The organism is Mesorhizobium sp. ES1-6, from assembly GCF_020164775.1.
Taxonomy (GTDB): Bacteria; Pseudomonadota; Alphaproteobacteria; order Rhizobiales; family Rhizobiaceae; genus Mesorhizobium.
On record NZ_JAIUGU010000004.1, the window covers coordinates 41,522 to 63,546 of the forward strand.

Consider the following 22,025-nt stretch of genomic DNA (forward strand, 5'->3'; position numbering starts at 1 on the left):
CGGTCAGAACCGCGGCGAGTTCCGACAGTCGAGAGCGGGTTCCGCAACCGTCTCATCCGCGCTTGATCTGTCCAGGGTGGACACGGCTTCAGACGAAAACTGGTTTATATTTTTCCGAAATGCCACCAGCCTGCCCCAGCAGGGCAGGCTGGCAATGACCTCGGCCGCGAAGGCGGCCGGTCAGGTGGCTTTGCCGCCGTTCTTCTTGCAATCGGCGCGGAATTTCTCACGTGCCTTGCCGTGCAGTTTCTGGGCATCCGCAAGTGCTGAACATTGCTTCGAAATCGCGGTTTTCTCAGGCGTCATCGCGGTCGTCTTCGCATTCTTCGCGGGGGCGGCCGTGGTGGCGGCCGGCGCCGTTGTGGTCGTGGTGGCGGCCGTGGTCGCCGCCGCGGCTGCTCCCGTCGCGATGAACCCGGCTACGGCGATGGAGGTCAGAACGCTTGCAATCCTCATCATGGTCACTCCCTTGAGCGCCCCGCCCGGCATCGACTGGTAACAGCAGGCCAACGGGCCGAGCAATCAAGACCACGGCCGACCACGCAGTTGTGATGTGAGCGTGTGTCGCGCGGCACGGTCAGGGTTCGACCCGTGTTACCTCTTGCAGGCCGGCTCATTGGGATGTCCGCAGGGCGGCTTCTTGCCTGGCTCGCGCTGCTGCTGCCTGCAACGTCTGCGCAATCAGGCCGGCATCATTGGCCGCTATGGTCAACGTCCCCGATGGCTAGGCGGCGTTGCCTATGACGAAGGCGAGGCGTTTTTCGCCCTGCGCCAGCGCCCCGGCCGTCGAGCCGACTGCGAAGAGCGAGAGAGCTAGGAAAAAGCCGAGGAATTTCGAGGCGATCCGCATTGCGATCAGCCCTCAAACCGAGACATCCCCCGCAGGACCGCCCGACTAGGCTGGCGCAACAAGGCGGCTTTGCGGCATCATTCCGGCGCGTTTCGGACGGGATGGGCCGGATTGCCCGGTCTCAACTGAATGTGATCGGATGTCAGCGCCTCCGCCTGGGCTTTTCCAGCAGGGCGACGGCCTCGACATGCGGCGACCACAGGAACTGGTCGATCGGCGTCACGCTCTTCAGCGTGTAGCCGCCATCGATAAGGATGCGCAGGTCGCGAGCCAGCGTCACCGGGTTGCAGGACACCGCGGCAACGAGCGGGACATCCGAGCGGGCGATCTGCTTCGACTGATCCTCGGCGCCGGCGCGCGGCGGATCAAAGACAAGCCCGTCGAAGAGATTCAACTCCTTGAAGGTCAGCGGTCGGCGAAACAGGTCGCGGCGCTCGCCCGTCACCCGCTTGAGCCCGGTGGCGAAGCGCGACCCCCGGTCGAGCGCCGACAGTGCGGCCGCATCGCCCTCGACCGCATGGACTTCCGATTTCGCGGCCAGCCGCAAGGCAAAGCTGCCGCAACCGGCAAAGAGATCGGCGACCTTCTTGGCCCGCGATAGATGTCCGCCGACGATCTCGGCCATGGTCTGTTCGGCCGCCTCGGTCGCCTGAACGAAGGCGCCCGGCGGCACGGCGACCGCGACGCTGCCGAACATGACCACGGGTTTTCTTGGCTCGATGACGATCTCGTCGTCGATGGACAGTCTGGCAAAGCCCTGCGCAAGGACAAAATTGGAGGCGATGCGGCGCTGGTGTTCGCCGAGCTTGCCGGAGTCATGCACCGCGATGTCGAGGCCGGAACCCGTCACGGTGACCGCCATCCGGAACGATTTGGTGGTGGCGCATATCAATTCTGCCAGCGCTTTCAACGGGCCGAGCGCGGCGACGATCTCGGGCAGCGAGATCGGACATTCGGATATCGAGATGATTTCCGGCGACAGATGGCGATTGAAGCCGAGCAGCATGCCCGCATCGGCGCGCCGGGCGGCAAGCACGACACGGCGCCGCGAGTGCGGCGCACAGGCAACCAACGCGCCGATGTTGCAATCGATCCCCTTGCCCTTCAACGCATGCACCACCTTCTCGCGCTTCCACTGGCGGTAAGCCTCGTCTTCCAGATGCTGGAGAGCGCAGCCGCCGCATTCGGTGAAATGGCGGCAGGCGGGTTCGATGCGCAGCGGCGAAGCCTCCAGCACCGCCATCAGCGTGGCGCGATCCCGTTCGCGTGCGGCGGTGATCGTCTCGCCGGGCAGCGTGAAGGGAATGAACAGATCGCCGTTTTCGGTTTCGGCGATGCCGTCGCCTTGAGCGCCGAGTTTCCTGATGGTGAAGCGCGTGCTCATCGATCCTTGACCCCACCGAGCAGGAATTCGCGATTGCCGTCGCCACCTTCGATGGGCGACAGATGCAGGCCGAGCGAGCGCCAGCCGGCAACGGCATCCAGCCAATCCCGCAGCAGGCCGGCGACACGGGCGGCATCGAAGGGATCTTTCAACAGGCCGCCCTTGCCGATCGCCTCGCGGCCGGCCTCGAATTGCGGTTTAACCAGAAAGATCGCCCCGGCACCGGGCTTCGCGAGAGCAAGTGCCGGCGGCAGCGCCAGTTTCAGCGAGATGAAGCTGACATCGGAAACGATGAAATCCGGGCTTCGGCCACCAAGATCGGCGATTGTCAGATCGCGGGCATTCAGCCCTTCGATCACCGTTACGCGCGGATCACCGCCGACATCGGGATGCATCTGGCCGTGGCCGACATCGATGGCCGTGACATGGGACGCGCCGCGTTCGAGCAACACCTGTGTGAACCCGCCTGTCGAGGCGCCGATGTCGAGGGCTTCGCGGCCTGCGGGGTCGAGGCCGAAATGGTCTAGCCCGCCGATCAGTTTGAGCGCCGCGCGCGAGACATAGCCTTGCGCCGGATCGTCGATGACAACAAGGGATTGCGGCGAAACGTTCTGGCCGGGTTTGCGGGCAATCGCGCCGTCGACCGTCACCGTGCCGCGCTCGACCGCGTCGCGAGCGCGCGAGCGGCTGGCAAACAGCCCACGCTGGACGAGCAGGTCGTCGAGCCGCTGGCGTGTGCTGGCTGGCAGAGGTGAATTCATCGGCCTTCTCTGACGAAAGCCCGCGATGAAGGCAAGGACATTACACGGAACAAGGTGACGTCGGACGTGAACGGCTGGAGCAGCGAGCTTGGCGCGGCTTGCGCGCATCGCGTCAGATCCGGCAAAATGGTCGTCGAGGAGAGCCTCCATCGTCGAACCCGAGGAGAACGAATGCTGACGGGAACCTGTCACTGCGGCGCGGCCCACTGGACCCTGGAAGGCGATCCGGGTCCGGTGACTGCCTGCAACTGCACGCTTTGCCGCCGCTATGGCACGCTCTGGGCCTATGATTATGTCGACGAACGCATTCGCGTTTCGGGGCCGACGGCCAGCTACACGCGCGCTGGAAAGGACGATCCGTCGCTGGAAATCCTGTTCTGCCCGACATGCGCCTGCGTGCTCGGCTGGCGCGGACTGCGCGCCAGCGCCTCGGGCCGAAGACGCATGGCCGTCAACGTCCGGCTGGCGCCGCCCGAAGCCGTCGCCGATCTGCCGATCGACCATTTCGATGGCCTCGACTCCTACGACGATCTGCCACGCGATGGTCGCTGCGTACGCGATATGTGGTTCTAGAAGATCGTGCGTAAACCCTGGCGTTCGACAGCTGGGGACAAACCATCGTCCCTGTTGCCCGAAGCCTGTTCGCGCGGACGCTCGGTCGTAACGGCGGGCCGAGGTGCGGTGTCCGGCACGACGACGAACTTCGGCACCTGCCTGAAGGAAAAGCCGCCGCGGATATCGCCCATCTTGCCGGCGACGATGCCCACCGCGGCCTTTTCAAGATTGCGGTCGTAGGTCGTTTCGGCGGCGCTAGGCACGACCATCACGGCCAAAAGTGCCCCGCCGCACAAAAGCATCTTCATTGGTTTTGTCTCCCTGCCTGGCCGTGATCTAGCAGGGCGCCGTTGAAAAACGGCCAAGGGACAGGGTAAGCGAAACGCCAAACGGCAGCGTTAATAGTGCGTTACGAAATCAAGCCGGCAAACTGATTCAAGCCGTTCAGATTTTGATTCAGGCGCGCTGGGCACGATTTTGATTCAAGCGCGCTGCGCGCGGGCCGTGTGGCCGAGCGCAGTGAAAACGGTGCGCACGATGCCGGCGGCGTCGAGCCCGGCATCGGCATACATCTTTTCCGGCTTGGCATGGTCGGTGAAGACGTCGGGCAGGACCAGCGGCCGCACTTTGAGACCACTTTCCAGCAGTCCTTGATGGGCGAGGAACTGCAGCACATGGCTGGCGAAGCCGCCTATGGCGCCCTCCTCGACTGTCACCAGCACCTCGTGCGAGCGGGCCAGCCGGCGGATCAGGTCCTCATCGAGCGGCTTGGCGAAGCGGGCATCGGCGACGGTGGTGGAAAGACCGGCCGCGCCGAGTTCTTCCGCCGCGACAAGACAATCCTGCAGGCGCGTGCCGAAGGACAGAAGCGCCACCTTGGTGCCCTCCCTGACGATGCGGCCCTTGCCGATCTCGAGCATGACGCCACGCTCCGGCATGTCGACGCCGACGCCATTGCCGCGCGGATAGCGGAAGGCGATCGGCCCGTCGTCATAGCTGGCGGCGGTGCGCACCATGTGGCGCAGTTCCGCCTCGTCGGCCGCAGCCATAACGACGAAGCCCGGCAGGCTAGCCAGGAAGGTGGTGTCGAAGGCGCCGCAATGGGTGGCACCGTCGGCGCCGACGAAGCCGGCGCGGTCGATGGGGAAACGCACCGGCAGTTTCTGGATCGCGACGTCATGGACGACCTGGTCGTAGGCGCGCTGCAGGAAGGTCGAATAGATCGCCGCGAAGGGCTTATAGCCTTCCGTCGCCAGACCTGCGGCGAAGGTCACAGCATGCTGTTCGGCGATGCCGACATCGAAGGTTCTGGTCGGAAACACCTCGCCGAACAGGTCGAGGCCGGTACCGGTCGGCATGGCGGCGGTGACGGCCACGATGCGGTCGTCCTCGCGGCCCTCCTGGATCAGGCTTTCGGCGAACACCTTGGTGTAGCCGGGAGCATTGGCCGGCGCCTTGGCCTGCGCGCCGGTGATGACGTCGAACTTGTTGACACCGTGGTATTTGTCGGCGGCGGCTTCCGCCGGCGCATAGCCCTTGCCCTTCTGGGTGACGACATGGATCAGGACGGGGCCCTTGCCGTTGTCGCGAACGTTCTTCAGCACCGGGATCAGGTGCTCCAGATTGTGCCCGTCGATCGGGCCGATATGGTAGAAGCCGAGTTCCTCGAATAAAGTGCCGCCGGTGACGTAACCGCGCGCATGCTCGACCGCCCGGGTGATGGCGCGATCGGCGCGCTTGCCGAGATAAGAGGTCAGCTTCTTGCCGAAATCGCGCAGGCCGACATAGGCCTTGCCGGAGGCGAGCCGCGCCAGATAGGCGCTCATGGCGCCGGTCGGTGGGGCGATCGACATGTCATTGTCGTTGAGGATGACGATGAGCCTGGCATCGAGCGCGCCGGCATTGTTCATCGCTTCATAGGCCATGCCGGCCGACATGGCGCCATCGCCGATGACGGCGATGACATTGTTGCGGCCGCCGGAGAGGTCTCGGGCGGCGGCCATGCCCAACCCCGCCGATATTGATGTCGAAGAGTGGGCAGCGCCGAAGGGGTCGTACTCACTTTCGGCGCGGCGAGTGAAGCCCGACAGGCCACCTTCCTGGCGCAAGGTGCGGATCCGGTCCCGCCGGCCGGTCAGGATCTTGTGCGGATAGGCCTGGTGGCCGACATCCCAGATCAGCCGGTCGTCGGGCGTGTTGAAGACATAATGCAGCGCCACCGTAAGTTCGACCACGCCGAGGCCGGCACCCAGATGGCCGCCGGTGCGGGAGACCGCGTCGACCAGTTCGGCCCGAAGCTCGGATGCCAGTTGCGGCAATTCGCCCTCGGCCAGCGTGCGCAGGTCGGCCGGCACGCGGACCTTGTCGAGAAGCGGCGTATGCGGCGTTGCGTTCACGGGTGCTCTGGCTTTCTGTTCATCGGCGGGATAGGCCGCCGTCCGGCGAAAGTAAATGCGAGTCGGTGACGCGGACCGTCAGCCTCTCACCGACCCGCTCAGCCTTCCGGCAGCGGAATGAACTCCTGCTCGTCGCCAGGAACGATATCGAAGCGGCCGGTCTTCCATTCCTGCTTGGCCTGCTCGATGCGCTCCTTGGACGAGGAAACGAAATTCCACCAGATGTAGCGCTTCGAACCGAGCGAGGCGCCGCCGAACAGCATGAAATGCGCCCCGGTCAGCGATGATATGACGATCTCGTCGCCGGGGCGGAACACCAGCAGCCGTTCCGACGGAAAGACGTCGCCCGAAATCGAGACCTCGCCCTCCAGCGTATAGATGGCGCGCTCTTCGGCGTCGGCCGGGATTTTGACGCTCGCGTCGGGCGCCAGCCGCAAATCGGCGTAGAGCGTTTCGGAATCCGCCCGCACCGGAGACCGCAACCCCTGGAAATCGCCGATGACGACGCGGCCGCTGACGCCTTCGGCGTCGATTTCGGGAAGTCGAAGCGCAGCGGTGTTCTCGAACACCGGTGCGACCTCTTCCTTGCCGTCGGGCAGCGCCAGCCAGGTCTGCAGGCCGGAGATCGACATTGGCGCGCCGCGCAGTTCCTGCGGCGTTCGCTCGGAATGGACGATGCCGCGACCAGCCGTCATCAGGTTCACGTCACCGGGCTCGATGACCATTTCGGTGCCGAGCGAATCGCGGTGCCTGATCCTGCCGTCGAACAGATAGGTCACGGTCGAGAGGCCGATATGCGGATGCGGACGGACATCGAGCGCCTGGCCCGCCCGCAGGATGGCCGGGCCCATGCGGTCGAAAAAGATGAATGGCCCGACCAGCCTTCTCTTGGCGGTCGGCAAGGCGCGGCGCACCTCGAAGCCGCCAATATCCTTGGCGTTGGGGATGACCATCAGCTCGATCTGGTCGCTGGCAAAGGCATCACCGGCTTCAGGATCTTTACCGGGAAAGAAGCTCATGAACTCTCCTTGTCAGCGGCCTTGGCCGCGTCAGGCAAACCGGATAGCCGCCTTCGCCCGCAATTTGGCCGCCACCTCTTCCCGGTTGCGCGGATGCTGGTGGGTCTCGAGCGTATCAAGCAGCTCGCGTGCCGCCGCCGCGATAGCCTCGACCGCGTGATCGAACGCATGCTGGTTCTTGGCGGACGGCCGCGTCGTCCCGCTCAGCTTGCGGACAAACTGGAGCGCCGCGTCGCGGACTTCGTCATTGGTTGCCGGCGGATCAAAATTGAACAGGGTCTTGATGTTTCTGCACATCGTTTCCAAACCTCCTCTGGAGCCTTTTCAATCGGGACGAGCCTTATCCTCATTCATGATCGTGTCCAAAAGCCGGTGAGGCAAGCGCGTCGTTGGCGACCGGCCTCAGTCCGCGTCGAGCGGCTCGGTTCCGACCGGCTTGCCGTCGCGTGACAGCCTGATCTTCTCGACCTTGTCCTCGGCAGCCTTCAGCAGTCGGTCGCAATGCGCCTTCAGCGCCTCACCGCGCTCGTAGATGCGGATCGACTGGTCGAGCGGCACATCGCCACGCTCCAGATCATCGACGATCTTCTCCAGCGCGTCGAGCGCCTGTTCGAAGCTCATCGCCTTGACGTCTTCGTTGATCTCACCGCTCATCATTCATCCTTTCATCAGTCGCCCGACATGGGCGGCGACCGAAAATGCCAATCCCTGCAGATCGTAGCCGCCCTCGAGCAGGCTGACGAGCCGGTTGCCGCTGTGGCGAGCGGCGCGCTGCATGAGCTGGCCCGTCGCCCAGTCGAAATCGTCCTCGGTCAGATTGATCTCGGCCAGGGGATCGCGATGATGCGCGTCGAAGCCGGCCGAAATGATGATCAGGTCGGGCGCGAAATTGTCGATCGACGGCAGCACGCGCGACAGGAAGGCGTCGCGAAACACCTCGCTGCCGGTTTGCGGCGCCAGTGGCGCGTTGACGATGTTCCCGGCGCCGGTCTCGGTCTTCGCGCCGGTGCCGGGGTAGAGCGGCATCTGGTGCGTCGAGCAATAGAGCACCGAGGGGTCGTCCCAGAAAATATCCTGCGTGCCGTTGCCGTGATGCACGTCCCAGTCGACGACGGCGACACGTTCGGCGCCATGCTTCTTCTGCGCATAGCGGGCAGCGATCGCCGCTGTGTTGAAGAAGCAGAAGCCCATCGCCGTGGTCTTTTCGGCGTGATGGCCGGGCGGTCGGGCCGCGACGAAGACATTGTCGGCACAGCCCGCGAAGACGTCGTCGACGGCGGCGTTGGCGGCACCGATCGCGGTGATGACCGCCTGCCAGCTTTTCGGGCTGGCGGTGGTGTCGGCATCGATGCGGGCTATGCCCTCGTCGGGGATGGCGGCGCGGACACGCGCGACGAAATCGGCGGGATGCGCGTAGAGGATGGTCGCCTCGTCACCTTCCGGCGCCTGCACCCGGTCGAGCGCGGCGAAAGCTTCGTCGTCGAGCACGCGCTCGATGGCGCGCAGGCGATCCGGCCGCTCGGGGTGACCGGGCGGGGTGATGTGTTCGAGAAAGATCGGGTGTGTATAGAGACGGGTGACCATGTCCCCTATCTAGTGCCCCGGCGCCCCAATGACCATGCGCCGCGCTTTGATCGCTGGGGAAAATCACGTCCGCGTCTCGTAGTGTCGCTACGGGCATTGGCGTCGCCGGCACTTCGGCGTAAGGTGGGGACCTGCCTGGTGCCCGCCGGTCTGTTTGTGGCGGGAGAATCGGGAACACGGTTGAATTCCGTGGCGTGCCCAACGCTGTAAGGGGGACCGCGCCGGTAAATGCCACTGTCGATGACGGGAAGGCACCGGAGGCGGGTTGATCCCGAGCCAGAAGACCGGCCTGGCAGGCATCGATATCCGCATGGTCAGGCGGATATCAGGGATTGCAATCGCAAGGGGACACGCGATGCCGGAAGCCATGACCGCTCCTGTCGGCGACGGATTCGATCAGAAAGCGCGCGACGCGGTTTATCGCGCCATGTTCACGCGGCGCGACGTCCGCAGCCATTTTACATCGGAGGCGATCGATGACGACGTCCTGGCGCGGTTGCTGCTTGCCGCCCATCACGCCCCGTCGGTCGGCTTCATGCAGCCCTGGAACTTCATCGTCATCCGCGACCGGCAGCGGCGGGCTGAGGTGCGCGACCTGTTCCTGGCCGCACGAGAACAGGAATTGCCGGCGATCGAAAAAGAAAGGCGGGCGCTCTACCGCAAGCTCAAGCTCGAAGGCATTTGCGAAAGCGCGCTCAACATCTGCATCACCTGCGACCGCGAACGCTCGAAAGGCTCGCCGCTTGGACGATGGCACAATCCGGAAATGGATCTCTTCAGCACGGTCTGCGCGGTGCAGAATTTCTGGCTGGCGGCACGTGCCGAGGGTGTTGGCGTCGGCTGGGTCAGCATCATCGAGGCCGAGGCGCTGAAACGGCTGCTGGCCATTCCCGACCATGTAACGCCGATTGCCTATCTCTGCGTGGGCCGTGTCTCGGAGTTCGCACCGAAACCGGATCTTGAAACGCATGGCTGGGGACGACGGTTGCCGCTGCCCGACCTGATCATGAGCGAGACGTTTTGCGGCCAGGGAGAGGCACCGCTCAAATCGGCGGTGGCGCGCCTCAACATCCCCGACATTGCGCCCGCGAGTCCCGCCGATCAGCGCGTCGCGCCGGCCGTGCCCCAGCGCGAGCCGCCGAAGGTGGAGAGCGCCTTGTCCTTCAGTTCCCTGAACTTCGACGAGGCTTCGGCCAGCCTGGCATCCCAGGCGGCATCGGGCACCTGGCCTTCGATGGTCTTGAAATAGACCTGCATCAGGCAAGCGATGGCAAAGGGCTCGATGAAAGCCGCCTTGAAGGCCCAGGCAAAGACGATGGCCAGCACGAAGGCCCAACCGGCGAGTTGCCCGGGCATGACGTAGAGAATGGCGGCGGCCGGCGCCAGCATCAGCAGGAAGATCACAAACGACACGCCCCACATGATGACCGCTAGCCAGACGGCGTTCTTGACCATGGTCTTGCCGTTCTGGGCGTAGAGCACGACGCCTTGGCGCGCGGTTTCGAAGGGCGAGGACGAGTTGATGCGAATGTTGTAGCCGAGGATGATCTCGTCGACATAGGTCAGCGACAGGCGGATCACCGTGTTGAGGAAGGCGACCAGGCCGCTGAGGCCAGGAATGGGCAGGAAGGGGGCGACGCCGCCGAGCAGGCCGGTGATGGCGCGGATGGCGCCCTTGACCAGCTGGTCGACGACGAAAAGGATGTTCGCTTCGGCAAAACGCTCGGTCACGACCTGCTTTGCGTAGGCGATCTGGTTCTGGCCGTCGGGAACGTCATGACCGTCGATGAGATGCACCATGACGGCGATGTGGCCGGCCTTGACGACATAAAGGATGTATTCGCGCAGCCAGTAGACGGCGATCGAGACGACGCCAAAGCCGACCACGCCGCCCCACAGGGCAAAGGACAACGGGCCGTCCGGATCGGTGGAGATATGGCCGACGCCATAACCGACCGAGGCACCGGTGCCGGTGGCCATGATGTAGGCCAGCGTGATGCCGAAATAGACGATCATGCGAAAGACAATGAAGGGCCAGGTCCGCACCATGATGGACACCGACCTGCCGATATCAAAATCCCACATGCCCGATTCTCCCCCTCAGAGATGGCTGGGGGAGGATGCGCTCAAACCGGCTGTTGTCAATTGCGGGCGGTGGCGTCCCGCCATGGCGGTTCAGCTTGACCGCGCTTGCGGCTTTTTCAGCAGGCCTTCGAGCAATTGCTTGAACGCCGCCACAACCATCCTCGACGTCGCCTCGGGATCCTTCGCATTGGCGATGCGCTGCGCGGCCTGACTGCTCGCCCCGTTGATCAGCCGCGCTGCCGACTCCGGGTCGACACCGGGGACGACCACCCCTTCCCCCTGCAGCGCGATTAGATGATCGGTCATTGAACCGACACATGCACTGGCATTCGACCATTGCGCCGGGTCGCCCAGCACGGCCGGGCCATCCCGGAACATGATGCGCTGGATTTCCGGCTCCAGCGCCATTTCGATATAGGTCGTGCATTCGTCGACGAAATGCTGCCAGCGGGTCGGCGCCCTTGACGCAACCTCATTCACCCGGGCGGCCATTTCCGCGTCGATTTCAGCGATAACCGCCTCCAGCAGGCCCTTCTTGTCGCCGAAGTGATGATAGAGGGCGCCGCGAGTCAGCCCGGCCGATGCGGTGAAATCGTCCATCGACGCTTCGGAATAGCCGATAGTGCCGAAAGCCTGACGCGCCGCGGCGATCAGCTTGGCTCGTGTCTCGGCGATCATCTCCTTGCGTGGTCGGTGCATGCTCTGGTCCTATCCACATACGCTCCGTATGCCAATTGACATACGCGACGTATGGTCTATTTAACACTCATACGTATCGTATGTAATTATCAGATCGCCTTTTGTCGAGGAACCGGATCATGCATAATCCCTACTCCGAAATCTTCCGGGCCCGCGGAGCCAAAGGCTTTGCGGCCGCCGGCTTCCTGGCGCGCCTGCCGATCGCCATGGCGCCGATCGGCATCGTCGCGATGCTGTCGCAGACGCGTGGCGAATACTGGCTGGCGGGTGCTGTCTCGGCGACTTTCGCGCTGGGCAACGCTTTCGTGGCGCCGCAAATATCAAGGTTGGTGGACCGTCTGGGCCAGACACGCATCGTGGTCCCCACCACCATCATCACCGTGATCGCCTTCGCGGTTCTCATCGCGGCGACCAATCAGGATTGGCCGGTCTGGACGCTGTTCGCCTCGGCACTGGCGGCCGCGGCCATGCCCAGCATGCCGGCAATGGTGCGCGCCCGCTGGACCGAGATTTTCCGGGGACGGCCGCAGATGAACACCGCTTTCGCCTTCGAATCGGCGGCGGACGAACTGGTCTATATCGCCGGCGCGTCGCTGTCGGTGGGCCTCAGTGCAGGCCTCTTTCCTGAAGCCGGCGTTCTGGTCAGCACCGTGCTCCTCGCCATCGGTTCAACGGCTTTCATCCTGCAGCGGTCGACCGAACCGCAGGTGCGGCCGGTGGATCGCGCCACGAGCGGTTCGGCAATAAGGCTGCGGCCGGTGCAGATCATCACCCTTTCGCTCGTCTTCATCGGCGCGACCTTCGCCACGACGGAGGTGAGCACCGTGGCCATCACCAAGGAATTCGGCCAGCCGGGCGCCGCCAGCCTCGTCATCGGCGTCTATGCGCTGGGGTCGTTCGTGCTCGGCATCGTCGTCGGCGCTCTCAACCTGCAAGCACCGCTGCAACGCCAGTTGGCAATCGCGGTCGCCCTGGTCGCGTTGGGCACGCTTTTGCCGCTCACCGCCGGTTCGGTGCCGATGCTGGCGCTGACCGTGTTCATCAGCGGCGTGGCGATCTCGCCGACCTTCATCACCGCCTTTGGCTTGATCGAACGGCACGTGCCGGAAGCGATGCTGACCGAAGGCATCACCTGGGTGATGACCGGCATCGGCATCGGCATGGCGCTGGGTTCCTTCGCCGCCGGCGCGGTGGTGGATGCGTTCGGCGCCCAGAACGGGTTCTGGGTTTCGGTTGCATCAGGCGTTATCGCGCTGGTCACGGTGCTGCTCGGCCAGCGCAGCCTCGCCACCCACGAATGCGAGTTGGCAGGATGCGAGGCGGCGATCCCGGCGGAGTGACGGCTAGGAGTATTCAGCCGTCCGATGATCAGCGCATATACGTTTGGCCTAGGCGACGTCGTCATCCACGGGCGAAGCGACGCGCAGCGGAGCGCAGACCCGTGGATGACGATGTCGCCTAGGCGTTGGCCCGCTACAGAATCTCGGTCTTGGCGATGTGGATGCCAAAGCCCTCGAGGCCGATGTAATGGCGCTCGCGCGAAGCGATCAGGTTGATGGAAGAAATGCCGAGATCCTTCAGGATTTGCGCGCCAAGGCCGATCTCGCGCCATTCGCTCTCGCGCCGGCGCGCCTCTTCGTGATCCTCGCGGTCGCCCGACGCGGGGCGCTTGCGCTCCTGATGCGCGACGCCGACCGAGCCCTCTCTGAGATAGACGATGACGCCGCGCTTGCGCTCGCCCATCGCCTTCATGATGCCGTCGAGCCGGTGGCTGGTGCCGAACACGTCGGTCACCACATCCTCGGAATGCAGCCGCACAGGCACGTCCTCGCCGTCACGGATATCGCCGAAGACGACGGCGACATGGTGCGTCGTGTCCCAGGGCAGCGTGTAGGTGAAGACCTGCGCCTTGCCGCCAAGCGTGTCGATGTCGGAGCAGGCGACGCGCTCGACCAGCGTTTCCTTGCGCTGCCGATAGGCGATGAGATCGGCCACCGAAACCTGCTTGAGGCCATGTTCTTCGGCGAAAGCCTGCACCTGCGGGCCGCGCTTGACCGTGCCGTCGTCATTGACCAGTTCGGAAATGACGCCGATCGGCGGCAGGCCGGCGAGCTTGCACAAATCGACAGCCGCCTCGGTATGGCCCGAGCGCATCAGGACGCCGCCCTCGCGCGCGATGAGCGGGAAGATGTGGCCGGGGCGGACGAAATCGGAGGCGCCGACATTGCCATTGGCAAGGTTGCGCACGGTCAGCGTGCGGTCGTCGGCGGAGATGCCTGTCGTCGTGCCATGCTTGAAATCGACGCTGACGGTGAAGGCGGTGGTGTGGGCCGAATCATTGTCGGCGACCATCGGCTGCAGATTGAGCCGCTTGGCCTCCTCGCGCGGCATCGGCGTGCAGACGATGCCCGACGTGTTGCGGATGATGAAGGCCATCTTCTCCGGCGTGCAGTGGACGGCGGCGACGATCAGGTCGCCCTCGTTCTCGCGTCCATCATCATCCATGACGACGACGATCTCGCCGCGCTCGAAGGCGCGGATGGCTTCGACGATCTTCTTCTGGTCGTAAGGCATAGTGCGCTCGCTTCGCTCGCAAGGGAGTAGGGGAATAGGGCAGCAAGGGAATAGGGAAAAGGAAAGAATTTGCCTGGTCGGGCTAAGGGTGAAATTTATTTCCCCTGCTCCTCTACTCCCCTACTCCCCTTCCCTGTCTGTCCTCGATGCCGCAGATAATGGTCGGCGATGGCGCAGGCGACCATCGCCTCGCCGATCGGCACGGCTCGGATGCCGACGCAGGGGTCGTGGCGACCCTTGGTCATCACCTCCACGTCGTTGCCGTCCTTGTCGATCGATTTGCGCGGCGTCAGGATCGACGAGGTCGGCTTGACGGCAAAGCGCGCGACGATCGCCTGGCCGGTCGATATGCCGCCCAGGATGCCGCCGGCGTTGTTGGACAGGAAGACCGGATTGCCGTCATTGCCCATGCGCATCTCGTCGGCATTCTGTTCACCGGTGATGCGGGCGGCCTCGAAACCATTGCCGATCTCGACGCCCTTGACGGCGTTGATCGACATCAGGCCGGACGCGATGTCCTGGTCGAGCTTGGCGTAGATCGGCGCGCCGAGGCCCGGCGGAACGCCGTCAGCGACGACCTCGATCACCGCGCCGACCGAGGAGCCGGCCTTGCGGATGCCGTCGAGATACTGCGTGAAGACGGGCACGGAAGCCGGATCCGGGGTGAAGAACGGGTTCTCGGCATCGCCGATGAAATTCCAGTTCCAGTTGGCGCGATCGATCGACTTTTCGCCCATCGACACCAACGCACCGCGCACCACCATGCCCGGCACCACCTTGCGAGCGAGCGCGCCGGCGGCGACCCTGGCCGCCGTCTCGCGCGCCGAGGAGCGGCCGCCGCCGCGATAGTCGCGTATGCCGTATTTGACGTCGTAGGTGTAGTCGGCATGGCCCGGCCGGAACTGGCGGGCGATCTCGCCATAGTCTTTCGAGCGCTGATCGACATTTTCGATCAGCATCGACACCGGCGTGCCGGTGGTGATCATCGTGGCGCCGTCCTCGTCGAGGACGAAGCCCGAGAGGACCTTCACCTCGTCCGGTTCGCGGCGCTGGGTGACGAAGCGCGACTGGCCCGGACGGCGCTTGTCGAGTTCGGCCTGGATTTCGTCGCGCGTAAAGCGGATGCCCGGCGGACAACCATCGACCACGCAACCGAGCGCTGCGCCGTGGCTCTCGCCCCAGGTGGTGACGCGGAAAAGATGGCCGAACGTGTTGTGAGACATGGAAAAGCGCCCTGCCCGGCATCGCAGCCGGCTGAAGCCAGCCTTCTATTGGCGTTTTCCACAGTGGTCAAACTGTCATCCCCGCCGTTTAAGTTTTGACACATTCGGCTGGTTTCTGCTTTCTTCCATTCGCCGTTGAGGACCCGCCGCCACCCAGGCCGGCGCAATGACCAAAGAGGACGATCATGCGTATCCTGATTGGCGCTGTTGCCGCCACGCTGCTGCTTTCCACCGCCGCCTTTGCCGGCCAGACCGAAGGCCTAATCAAGAAGGTCGACAAGGATGCGCTGACCCTGACGCTGGACGACGGCAAATCCTACAAGCTCAATGCCGAAACCGATCTCGATTCGCTGAAGCCAGGCATGGATATCGTCATCGCTTATGACGTCACCAATGGCGAAAACGTCGTGACCGACATGCAGTTGCCGGGTGACAGCGACACGAACTAAAGCACGTCGCGACGCGCTTTAGTTCTTGCATGTCGTCTTCCCCAAAACCGACGTCACTTCCAGGCGACATGCATTAGGAATTGGCCACCATCAGCGGCCTAAAGCCACTCCAGGCTCTTGCCTTCAAGTTTGAGCACGCGATCCTGCGGTATCTCCAGGTTCGCCGCCTCGTCGTCGGCCATATCAAGTACGAAACGAAACAGGGTGCGCATGACGCCGCCATGCGTGACACAGATCGTCCTGCGCTTCATTTCATCGAAGCAGGGCTTCACCCGTTCGAGCAGCATCTGGTAGCTCTCCGCACCGTCACCGGGCGGCTGAAAATTCCATTTGTCCAGGGAGCGCGACCGGCTCGCCCCGGGTGATTGCGTCTCGAGTTCGGCGAAGGTAAAGCTCTGCCAATCACCGAAATTGACTTCGATGAGCCTGGCATCGGTTCGATAGGCGAGCGGATCGAGCCGCATCGCGGCGCGAACGCGCTCCATGGTTTCGCGCGTCCGTCTCATCGGACTGGCGACGAAGTCGAACTCGTTGGGATCGCCGATGAGTTCGGCCAGCCGACGCCCGTTTCCGGTCGCTTGTTCGCGGCCGAGAGCATTGAGATCGGTGTCGGCCTGGCCCTGAAGCCGGAACTCGGCGTTCCACGCGGTCTGGCCGTGGCGCACGATATAAACCAGCGGGTACATCAGCTCTCCGGAGATCGGGCCAGGGCCGGGACGGGCGGAGAGAACTAATCCTTGACCGTCGAAATATCGGGCGCGTCGACCGCCTTCATGCCGACGACGTGATAACCGGAATCGACATGGTGCACCTCACCGGTGACGCCACGCGACAGGTCGGACAGGAAATAGACGCCGGAATCACCGACTTCCTCCTGCGTGACGGTCTGCTTCAGCGGCGAATTGTATTCGTTCCACTTCAGGATGTAGCGGAAGTCGCCGATGCCGGAGGCGGCAAGCGTCTTGATCGGGCCGGCGGAAATCGCATTGACGCGGATCTTCTTGGCGCCGAGATCAACCGCGAGGTAGCGCACGCTGGCCTCGAGTGCCGCCTTGGCGACGCCCATGACGTTGTAGTGGGGCATCACCTTTTCCGCGCCGTAATAGGTCAGTGTCAGCAGCGAACCGCCCTCGGTCATCAGCGCTTCGGCGCGCTTGGCGATGGTGGTGAAGGAATAGACCGAAATGTCCATGGTGCGCAGGAAATTGTCACGCGTCGTCTCGACATAACGGCCGGTCAGCTCATCCTTGTCGGAGAAGGCGATGGCGTGCACGAGGAAGTCGAGTTTGCCCCAATGATTGGCGACATTGGCGAAGACCTCGTCCAGGCTCGCCGGATCGGTGACGTCGCAATGGCCGGCGACGAAAGCGCCCAGTTCAGCCGCCAGCGGCTCGACGCGCTTCTTGAAGGCTTCGCCCTGATAGGTCAACGCGATTTCGGCACCGTGATCGACGCAGGCCTTGGCGATGCCATAGGCGATCGATCTGTTGTTGGCGACGCCAAGAATAAGGCCGCGCTTGCCGGCCATTAGGCCCTGTCCACCCGCCATGTCAGCGCTCTCCGCAAGGTTTCTGCTTTGTGAAGTGCCTATCGCACAGGCACACAGCCCCTTCAAGCGTTCAAACCGGACAGTTCGGGGGACAAAGCTCTCGATCAGCCTTTTTGGCCACGCAACAGCGATTCCAGCGTGCTGTCGCCGCCTTCCGGCAGCATGATGCGCACATGGGCGTAGAGATCGCCATGGCCGCCGGCTTTCTCGGGCAGGCCCCTGCCCTTGAGCCGCAGGACCTTGTCGGAACTCGACCAGGGGGGCACGTTGACAGCGAGCCTGCCGGTCGGCGTCTCGACCGGCACCTTGGCGCCCAGCACCGCATCGGCCAGCGAAACCGGTAGATCGGCGTGCAGGTCGCGACCCTCGATGCGATAGCGCGGATGCCGGCGGATGTGGATCTTGACCAACGCGTCGCCAGGCTGACCCGGTCCCTGCTCACCCTGGCCCTTCAACCGGATGGTCTGGCCGTCCTCGACATAGGCCGGCAGCTTGACGGCCACCTTGCGGCCGTCGGGGAACATCGCCGTCACTTTCTCGGCATTGGCCGCCTCCTCGATGGTGATGTCGAGCGTCACATTGAGGTCGGCCGCCGTCGCCGGCTGGCGACGGTCACCCTGGCCTGGACCGCGCGCGCCGGAGAAAGCATCGCCGAATATCTGGCTGAAGATGTCGCTGTTGCCGTCGAACGGATCGCCGCCCGGCCGGCCCGAGCGGAACTCGAAGTGTGAGCCTCCGGCCCCCTGCTGCTGACGGCGAAATCCGGCAAAGGGGTCGCCGCCACCGGCCGCACCCTCAAAGCCCTGGAAGCGCGGCTTGCCGTCGGCATCGATCTCGCCGCGATCGAAAGCGGCGCGGCTCTTCTCGTCGCCGACGATTTCATAGGCCTGATTGGCCGCGGCAAAGCGGTCCTTCGCCTTGGGATCATTCGGATTCTGGTCCGGATGATGTTTCTTAGCGAGTTTGCGGTACGCCGATTTTATATCCTTGGCCGATGCGTTCTTTGCAACGCCCAGCACCTCATAGGGGTCGCGCATGTGTCCTGCCCTGGAAATGAGTTAAGTCCATACTTGCCTCCTATATGCGCTCGCATAGGAAGAAATTCCAGTGGCGGAGCTTCAGATCGAAGGTGGAAAATCGGAGCCTGAGCCATGAAGACGGCGGTTGAGGATTGGCTTGGAAAAATCCGCCAAGCCGACCCGATCGGCTTCGGAGCAGGCTCAGAGCGCCTTGAAGCCCTGCATGCGCCAGCCGCCAGCGCCGGCAAGGCACAGTTCACCCTCGAACATGGCAACACCGTCAAAGCTTTCGCGGGAAGCCTTGAAGCGGCGACAGGTCTGACCCCTGTCCTTCAACTCCGCCAGTTCGGTAATGGAGCCGCGCGAGCCGGTGCCGGTGTTCGCCCAGGGCACCGCCTGGCCACCGAGTTGCTCGATGTCGGCGGACGACACCGCATTGCCGATCGTCGTCTGGTCGGAGTCGCGATCAGAATCGGCCGGCGCTGGCGTTGCCAATGTGCTCGAAGTCAGGATCGAGCGGTCGACTTCGGCTTTTTCCAGGCTGAAGCCCCCCGCTCCGCAAGCCGCGAGCGGCAAGGCCGCCGCCACGATCGCCGCTTTCGCGCTGGCTGAAGCGATAACGCCCCATTGCCTGCTGTCCAAAGCTTGCGCGATACGCGACAATCGGCAACCTCCCTGATTTCGTGACAATTTGAGAAAAACTATGAGTGATGCAGAGTTAACAAGCGGTGACTTTACCGAGGCCGCCGAGCCGTTTCACCTTTTTGCCGCATGGCTGGACGACGCCGCCAAGAGTGAAATCAACGACGCCAACGGCGTGGCGCTGGCGACCGTCGATGCCGAGGGCATGCCGGACGTGCGGATGGTGCTGCTCAAGGGATTCGATGAAAGCGGCTTTGTGTTCTACACGAATTTCGAGAGCGCCAAGGGCCAGGAAATTCTTGGCAGCATGAAGGCGGCGATGTGTTTCCACTGGAAGTCGCTGCGCAGGCAGGTGCGCGTGCGCGGCCCGGTGGAGATCGTCAGCGACGCCGAAGCCGACACCTATTACGCGACGCGCCCGCGCGGCAGCCGCATCGGCGCCTGGGCTTCGAAACAGTCGCGGCCGCTGGAAAGCCGCTTCGCGCTGGAAAAGGCGGTCGCCGAATACACGGCCCGTTATGCCATCGGCGAAATCCCAAGGCCAAAGCACTGGTCCGGCTTCCGCATCGTGCCGAAGACGATCGAATTCTGGCACGACAGACCGTTCCGGCTGCATGACCGGGTGGTTTTTTCCCGTGACACCAAGGGTGGCTGGGACAAGGCGCGGCTTTACCCCTGAAAGGGGCTCAGCTCTTTTTCCTGGTCATGAATGCGGTGAGCGCGGCGCGCGCCTCGTCGGACTTCAGCCGCTCGCGAAAATGCTCGCTTTCCACCTCAATGCGGGCGACGAGGTCGTCGCGTGAGCCACGCATCAGGTCGCGCGCGATCCTGAGCGCTTGCGGCGGCTTGGCGGCGATCTGGCCAGCCGCGGCAAGCACCGAAGCCTCCAGCGCCCCTTCCTCCACCACCTCGTAGATCAGGCCGACGGCCTTAGCGCGCTCGGCCGAAAAACCCTCGCCGAGACCGAGCAGCGCGAACGCGCCTTGCTGGCCGAGGATGCGTGGGGCGAGCAGGCTCGATCCTGCCTCGGGCACGAGGCCAAGATCGACGAAAGGCGTGCGGAACACGGTGCGTGGCGTGGCGAAGGTCAGGTCGCAATGCAGGTTGAGCGTGGTGCCAATGCCAACCGCGATGCCATCGACGCCGGAGACGATGGGTTTTTCGACCCGGGCCAGCGCCATGAGGAAATCCCAGACCTCGGTGCCGCCGTCGCCGCCGGTGGCGACGACCATGAAATCTGCCAGGTCGTTGCCGGACGAGAAGGCACCTGGCACGCCGAGAAAGACATGGACGCGGACCGCCGGGTCGGCGTCACCTTCGGCAAGGGCAGCCGACATCTTCGCGTACATGGCGCGCGTCAGCGCGTTCTTCTTGTCGGGGCGGTTCATGCGGATGATCTGGATGGCGCCCTGGCGCTCTACGAGAATGTGGTCTGTCACGATTGTTTCCTCAGTGAATGTCAGGCGGACATCAGCGCCTTGCCGGCAGCGGCAAGGCTGTCGCCACCGTCGATGACGCGCTCTTTCAAGGCACTGACTTCGCCAAGCAGGTTTTCGGCGAAGAAGCGGCAAAGCGCGATGCGGCCCTGATCAGCAAGAGCGGCCCGCGCCAGATAGGCGCCGCCGGCGACGAGCGAGATCAGCCGGAGATAAGGCGTGGCGCCAGCCAGCGCCTTGTCCGTCTCTCCGTCGACCGCCAGTTTTTGCAGGACGCGGGTCGCCTGCGTCAGATCGCCAAGGGCAGCATCCAGAAGATCGGCGGTTCGGCCGAAGCCTTGCATGTTGGAGGTGCGCACCGCATTGGCGATACCGGCCAGTTCGTCGATATAGCCATGCACGTGCTCGCCGCCGCCGAGCGGCAGTTTCCGGGTCACCAGATCGATCGCCTGGATGCCGTTGGTGCCCTCATAGATCGGCGCGATGCGGGCGTCGCGATAAAGCGCGGCCGCGCCCGTTTCCTCGATGAAACCCATGCCGCCATGCACCTGCACGCCGAGCGAGGCGACCTCGACGCCGATATCGGTCGAAAACGCCTTGGCGAGCGGCGTCAGGAGATTGGCACGGTCGCGCCAATGCGCCGCCTCGTCGCCCGACGACACGCGCGCGAGATCGATGGCATGGGCGCAGGAATAGCTGATGGCGCGGGCGATCTGTGTCAGCGCCTTCATCGTCAGGAGATTGCGCTGCACGTCCGGGTGATGGACGATCGGCGCCATGCCGGCGCCAACATAGTCGCTCGCCTTGCCCTGTCGCCGTTCATTGGCATAGGCGATCGCTTTCTGGGTCGCGGCTTCCGCGACCGCGACGCCCTGCATGCCGACGGCCAGACGGGCATTGTTCATCATGGTGAACATGCAGGCGAGGCCCTTGTTCTCCTCACCGATCAGCCAGCCGATGGCGCCTGGCTTGGCGCCCTGAAAGCCGTCGCCATAGATCATGGTGCAGGTCGGTGAGGCATGGATGCCGAGCTTGTGCTCGAGGCCGGAGCAGAAGACGTCGTTGCGCGCGCCGATCGAGCCGTCGTCGCCGACCAGGAATTTCGGCACCAGGAACAGCGAAATGCCGCGCGTGCCGGCCGGCGCGTCCGGCAGCCGCGCCAACACCAGATGGACGATGTTGTCGGTGAAGTCATGCTCGCCATAGGTGATGAATATCTTCTGGCCGAAGATCCGGTAGGTACCGTCGCCCGCGGGCTCGGCGCGGGCGCGCAGCGCGGCGAGGTCGGAGCCCGCCTGCGGCTCGGTCAGGTTCATCGTGCCCATCCATTCGCCGGACACGAGCTTTGCGAGGTATTTCGCCTTGAGTTCCTCCGAAGCGTGCTTGTCGAGCGCTTCGACCGCGCCCATGGTCAGCGTCGGGCCGATGCCGAACGCCATGGCGGCCGAATTCCACATTTCGAGCGCGGCGACGCCAAGCATGGTCGGCAACGCCTGGCCGCCATATTCCTCAGGCCCGGACAGCGCGTTCCAGCCGCCATCGATCCAGCGGCGATAGAGTTCCTTCCAGCCAGGCGGCATGGTGACCGCGGCATCCCTGAGCACGGCGCCTTGTTCGTCGCCGATCTTGTAAAGGGGTGCCACCTCCTCGGTGGCGAAACGGCCGGCTTCGCCCAGCACGGCATCGACCAAATCCTCGCCGAGATCGCCGAAGGCACCGGCATCCAGCGCTGATTTCATGCCGGCGACGTGCTTCAGCGTAAACGCGATATCCTCGACCGGTGCGCGATACATGTCTGCT

General features: G+C 64.0%; 24 protein-coding genes, 1 pseudogene and 1 riboswitch. Of the genes and pseudogenes, 6 read left to right on the forward strand and 19 right to left on the reverse strand.

Features of this window, described 5'->3' with window-relative positions; genetic code table 11:
• Positions 1–154: 154 nt before the first annotated feature.
• A complete protein-coding gene (locus LB564_RS12265) occupies positions 155–499 on the forward strand; it encodes a hypothetical protein (RefSeq protein WP_224537890.1) in 345 nt (114 codons plus the stop codon).
• Between the two features lie 225 nt (positions 500–724).
• Here the strand turns inward: LB564_RS12265 and LB564_RS31475 are convergent, their stop codons facing one another.
• From LB564_RS31475 to LB564_RS12275, 3 genes are all read right to left on the reverse strand, one after another.
• Positions 725–850 (reverse strand): hypothetical protein, encoded by a 126-nt coding sequence (locus LB564_RS31475; protein ID WP_263491243.1) that lies wholly within the window; start codon positions 848–850, stop codon positions 725–727.
• A gap of 142 nt (positions 851–992) precedes the next feature.
• Positions 993–2,234 carry a class I SAM-dependent RNA methyltransferase gene (locus LB564_RS12270; protein ID WP_224537893.1) on the reverse strand — a complete coding sequence of 414 codons (1,242 nt, stop codon included), beginning with the start codon at positions 2,232–2,234 and terminating at the stop codon, positions 993–995.
• Positions 2,231–2,995, reverse strand: coding sequence for a TlyA family RNA methyltransferase (locus LB564_RS12275; protein ID WP_224537895.1), 765 nt, complete (start codon positions 2,993–2,995; stop codon positions 2,231–2,233). Before LB564_RS12275 ends, LB564_RS12270 begins: the two co-directional genes overlap by 4 nt.
• 171 nt (positions 2,996–3,166) lie before the next feature.
• Here LB564_RS12275 and LB564_RS12280 point away from each other — a divergent pair, with 171 nt between their 5' ends.
• On the forward strand, positions 3,167–3,568 hold the full coding sequence (locus tag LB564_RS12280) for a GFA family protein (protein WP_140705806.1): 402 nt from the start codon (positions 3,167–3,169) through the stop codon (positions 3,566–3,568).
• Here LB564_RS12280 and LB564_RS12285 read toward each other — a convergent pair.
• From LB564_RS12285 to LB564_RS12310, 6 genes are all read right to left on the reverse strand, one after another.
• Positions 3,565–3,858 (reverse strand): hypothetical protein, encoded by a 294-nt coding sequence (locus LB564_RS12285; RefSeq protein WP_224537896.1) that lies wholly within the window; start codon positions 3,856–3,858, stop codon positions 3,565–3,567. The two genes, LB564_RS12280 and LB564_RS12285, sit on opposite strands and share 4 nt — an antisense overlap.
• Before the next feature lie 174 nt (positions 3,859–4,032).
• Positions 4,033–5,946: a 1-deoxy-D-xylulose-5-phosphate synthase gene (gene dxs, locus LB564_RS12290; protein WP_224537898.1), complete on the reverse strand. Its 1,914-nt coding sequence runs from the start codon at positions 5,944–5,946 to the stop codon at positions 4,033–4,035.
• A gap of 98 nt (positions 5,947–6,044) precedes the next feature.
• Positions 6,045–6,965, reverse strand: a complete 921-nt coding sequence (locus tag LB564_RS12295; RefSeq protein WP_224537900.1) for a pirin family protein — start codon at positions 6,963–6,965, stop codon at positions 6,045–6,047.
• Positions 6,966–6,995: 30 nt separating this feature from the next.
• Positions 6,996–7,262, reverse strand: a complete 267-nt coding sequence (locus LB564_RS12300; RefSeq protein WP_140705800.1) for a DUF2277 domain-containing protein — start codon at positions 7,260–7,262, stop codon at positions 6,996–6,998.
• 105 nt (positions 7,263–7,367) lie between these two features.
• Positions 7,368–7,619: an exodeoxyribonuclease VII small subunit gene (locus tag LB564_RS12305; protein WP_127280686.1), complete on the reverse strand. Its 252-nt coding sequence runs from the start codon at positions 7,617–7,619 to the stop codon at positions 7,368–7,370.
• A 3-nt stretch (positions 7,620–7,622) separates the two neighbouring features.
• Complete coding sequence (locus LB564_RS12310; RefSeq protein WP_224537903.1) at positions 7,623–8,549, reverse strand: histone deacetylase family protein; 927 nt, start codon at positions 8,547–8,549, stop codon at positions 7,623–7,625.
• Between the two features lie 119 nt (positions 8,550–8,668).
• Positions 8,669–8,857: riboswitch (cobalamin riboswitch) on the forward strand.
• A 59-nt stretch (positions 8,858–8,916) separates the two neighbouring features.
• On the opposite strand from LB564_RS12310, the pseudogene bluB reads away from it, so the two are divergent.
• A pseudogene (bluB, locus tag LB564_RS12315) lies at positions 8,917–9,531 on the forward strand (5,6-dimethylbenzimidazole synthase); the annotation flags it as partial.
• 119 nt (positions 9,532–9,650) lie between these two features.
• On the opposite strand, the gene LB564_RS12320 reads toward bluB, so the two are convergent.
• Both LB564_RS12320 and LB564_RS12325 read right to left on the reverse strand, forming a co-directional pair.
• Positions 9,651–10,634 (reverse strand): hypothetical protein, encoded by a 984-nt coding sequence (locus LB564_RS12320; RefSeq protein WP_224537905.1) that lies wholly within the window; start codon positions 10,632–10,634, stop codon positions 9,651–9,653.
• 90 nt (positions 10,635–10,724) lie between these two features.
• Positions 10,725–11,333, reverse strand: coding sequence for a TetR/AcrR family transcriptional regulator (locus tag LB564_RS12325; RefSeq protein ID WP_224537909.1), 609 nt, complete (start codon positions 11,331–11,333; stop codon positions 10,725–10,727).
• Between the two features lie 119 nt (positions 11,334–11,452).
• Here LB564_RS12325 and LB564_RS12330 point away from each other — a divergent pair, with 119 nt between their 5' ends.
• Positions 11,453–12,673: an MFS transporter gene (locus tag LB564_RS12330; protein WP_224537911.1), complete on the forward strand. Its 1,221-nt coding sequence runs from the start codon at positions 11,453–11,455 to the stop codon at positions 12,671–12,673.
• Between the two features lie 133 nt (positions 12,674–12,806).
• Here LB564_RS12330 and ribB read toward each other — a convergent pair whose 3' ends face one another.
• Positions 12,807–13,907, reverse strand: coding sequence for a 3,4-dihydroxy-2-butanone-4-phosphate synthase (gene ribB, locus LB564_RS12335; RefSeq protein ID WP_224537913.1), 1,101 nt, complete (start codon positions 13,905–13,907; stop codon positions 12,807–12,809).
• A gap of 95 nt (positions 13,908–14,002) precedes the next feature.
• Positions 14,003–15,130, reverse strand: a complete 1,128-nt coding sequence (gene aroC, locus LB564_RS12340) for a chorismate synthase (RefSeq protein WP_140705788.1) — start codon at positions 15,128–15,130, stop codon at positions 14,003–14,005.
• A 185-nt stretch (positions 15,131–15,315) separates the two neighbouring features.
• Here aroC and LB564_RS12345 point away from each other — a divergent pair, with 185 nt between their 5' ends.
• On the forward strand, positions 15,316–15,579 hold the full coding sequence (locus tag LB564_RS12345; RefSeq protein ID WP_140705786.1) for a DUF1344 domain-containing protein: 264 nt from the start codon (positions 15,316–15,318) through the stop codon (positions 15,577–15,579).
• A gap of 98 nt (positions 15,580–15,677) precedes the next feature.
• Here LB564_RS12345 and LB564_RS12350 read toward each other — a convergent pair whose 3' ends face one another.
• The 4 genes from LB564_RS12350 to LB564_RS12365 all read right to left on the reverse strand — a co-directional run bounded on the left by LB564_RS12350 (position 15,678) and on the right by LB564_RS12365 (position 18,810).
• Positions 15,678–16,265, reverse strand: coding sequence for a histidine phosphatase family protein (locus LB564_RS12350; RefSeq protein WP_224537916.1), 588 nt, complete (start codon positions 16,263–16,265; stop codon positions 15,678–15,680).
• Between the two features lie 44 nt (positions 16,266–16,309).
• Positions 16,310–17,128: an enoyl-ACP reductase FabI gene (gene fabI, locus LB564_RS12355; RefSeq protein ID WP_140705782.1), complete on the reverse strand. Its 819-nt coding sequence runs from the start codon at positions 17,126–17,128 to the stop codon at positions 16,310–16,312.
• Between the two features lie 104 nt (positions 17,129–17,232).
• Positions 17,233–18,165, reverse strand: a complete 933-nt coding sequence (locus tag LB564_RS12360; RefSeq protein ID WP_224537939.1) for a DnaJ C-terminal domain-containing protein — start codon at positions 18,163–18,165, stop codon at positions 17,233–17,235.
• A gap of 183 nt (positions 18,166–18,348) precedes the next feature.
• Positions 18,349–18,810: an RT0821/Lpp0805 family surface protein gene (locus LB564_RS12365; protein WP_224537941.1), complete on the reverse strand. Its 462-nt coding sequence runs from the start codon at positions 18,808–18,810 to the stop codon at positions 18,349–18,351.
• 40 nt (positions 18,811–18,850) lie between these two features.
• Between LB564_RS12365 and pdxH the strand changes: the two genes are divergently transcribed.
• Positions 18,851–19,468, forward strand: a complete 618-nt coding sequence (gene pdxH / locus LB564_RS12370) for a pyridoxamine 5'-phosphate oxidase (RefSeq protein ID WP_224537944.1) — start codon at positions 18,851–18,853, stop codon at positions 19,466–19,468.
• Between the two features lie 7 nt (positions 19,469–19,475).
• Here pdxH and LB564_RS12375 read toward each other — a convergent pair whose 3' ends face one another.
• Positions 19,476–20,228 carry a crotonase/enoyl-CoA hydratase family protein gene (locus LB564_RS12375; protein ID WP_224537946.1) on the reverse strand — a complete coding sequence of 251 codons (753 nt, stop codon included), beginning with the start codon at positions 20,226–20,228 and terminating at the stop codon, positions 19,476–19,478.
• A 20-nt stretch (positions 20,229–20,248) separates the two neighbouring features.
• Entirely contained in the window at positions 20,249–22,018 is a 1,770-nt protein-coding gene (locus LB564_RS12380) for an acyl-CoA dehydrogenase (RefSeq protein ID WP_224537949.1), read from the reverse strand.
• Positions 22,019–22,025 lie beyond the last annotated feature (7 nt).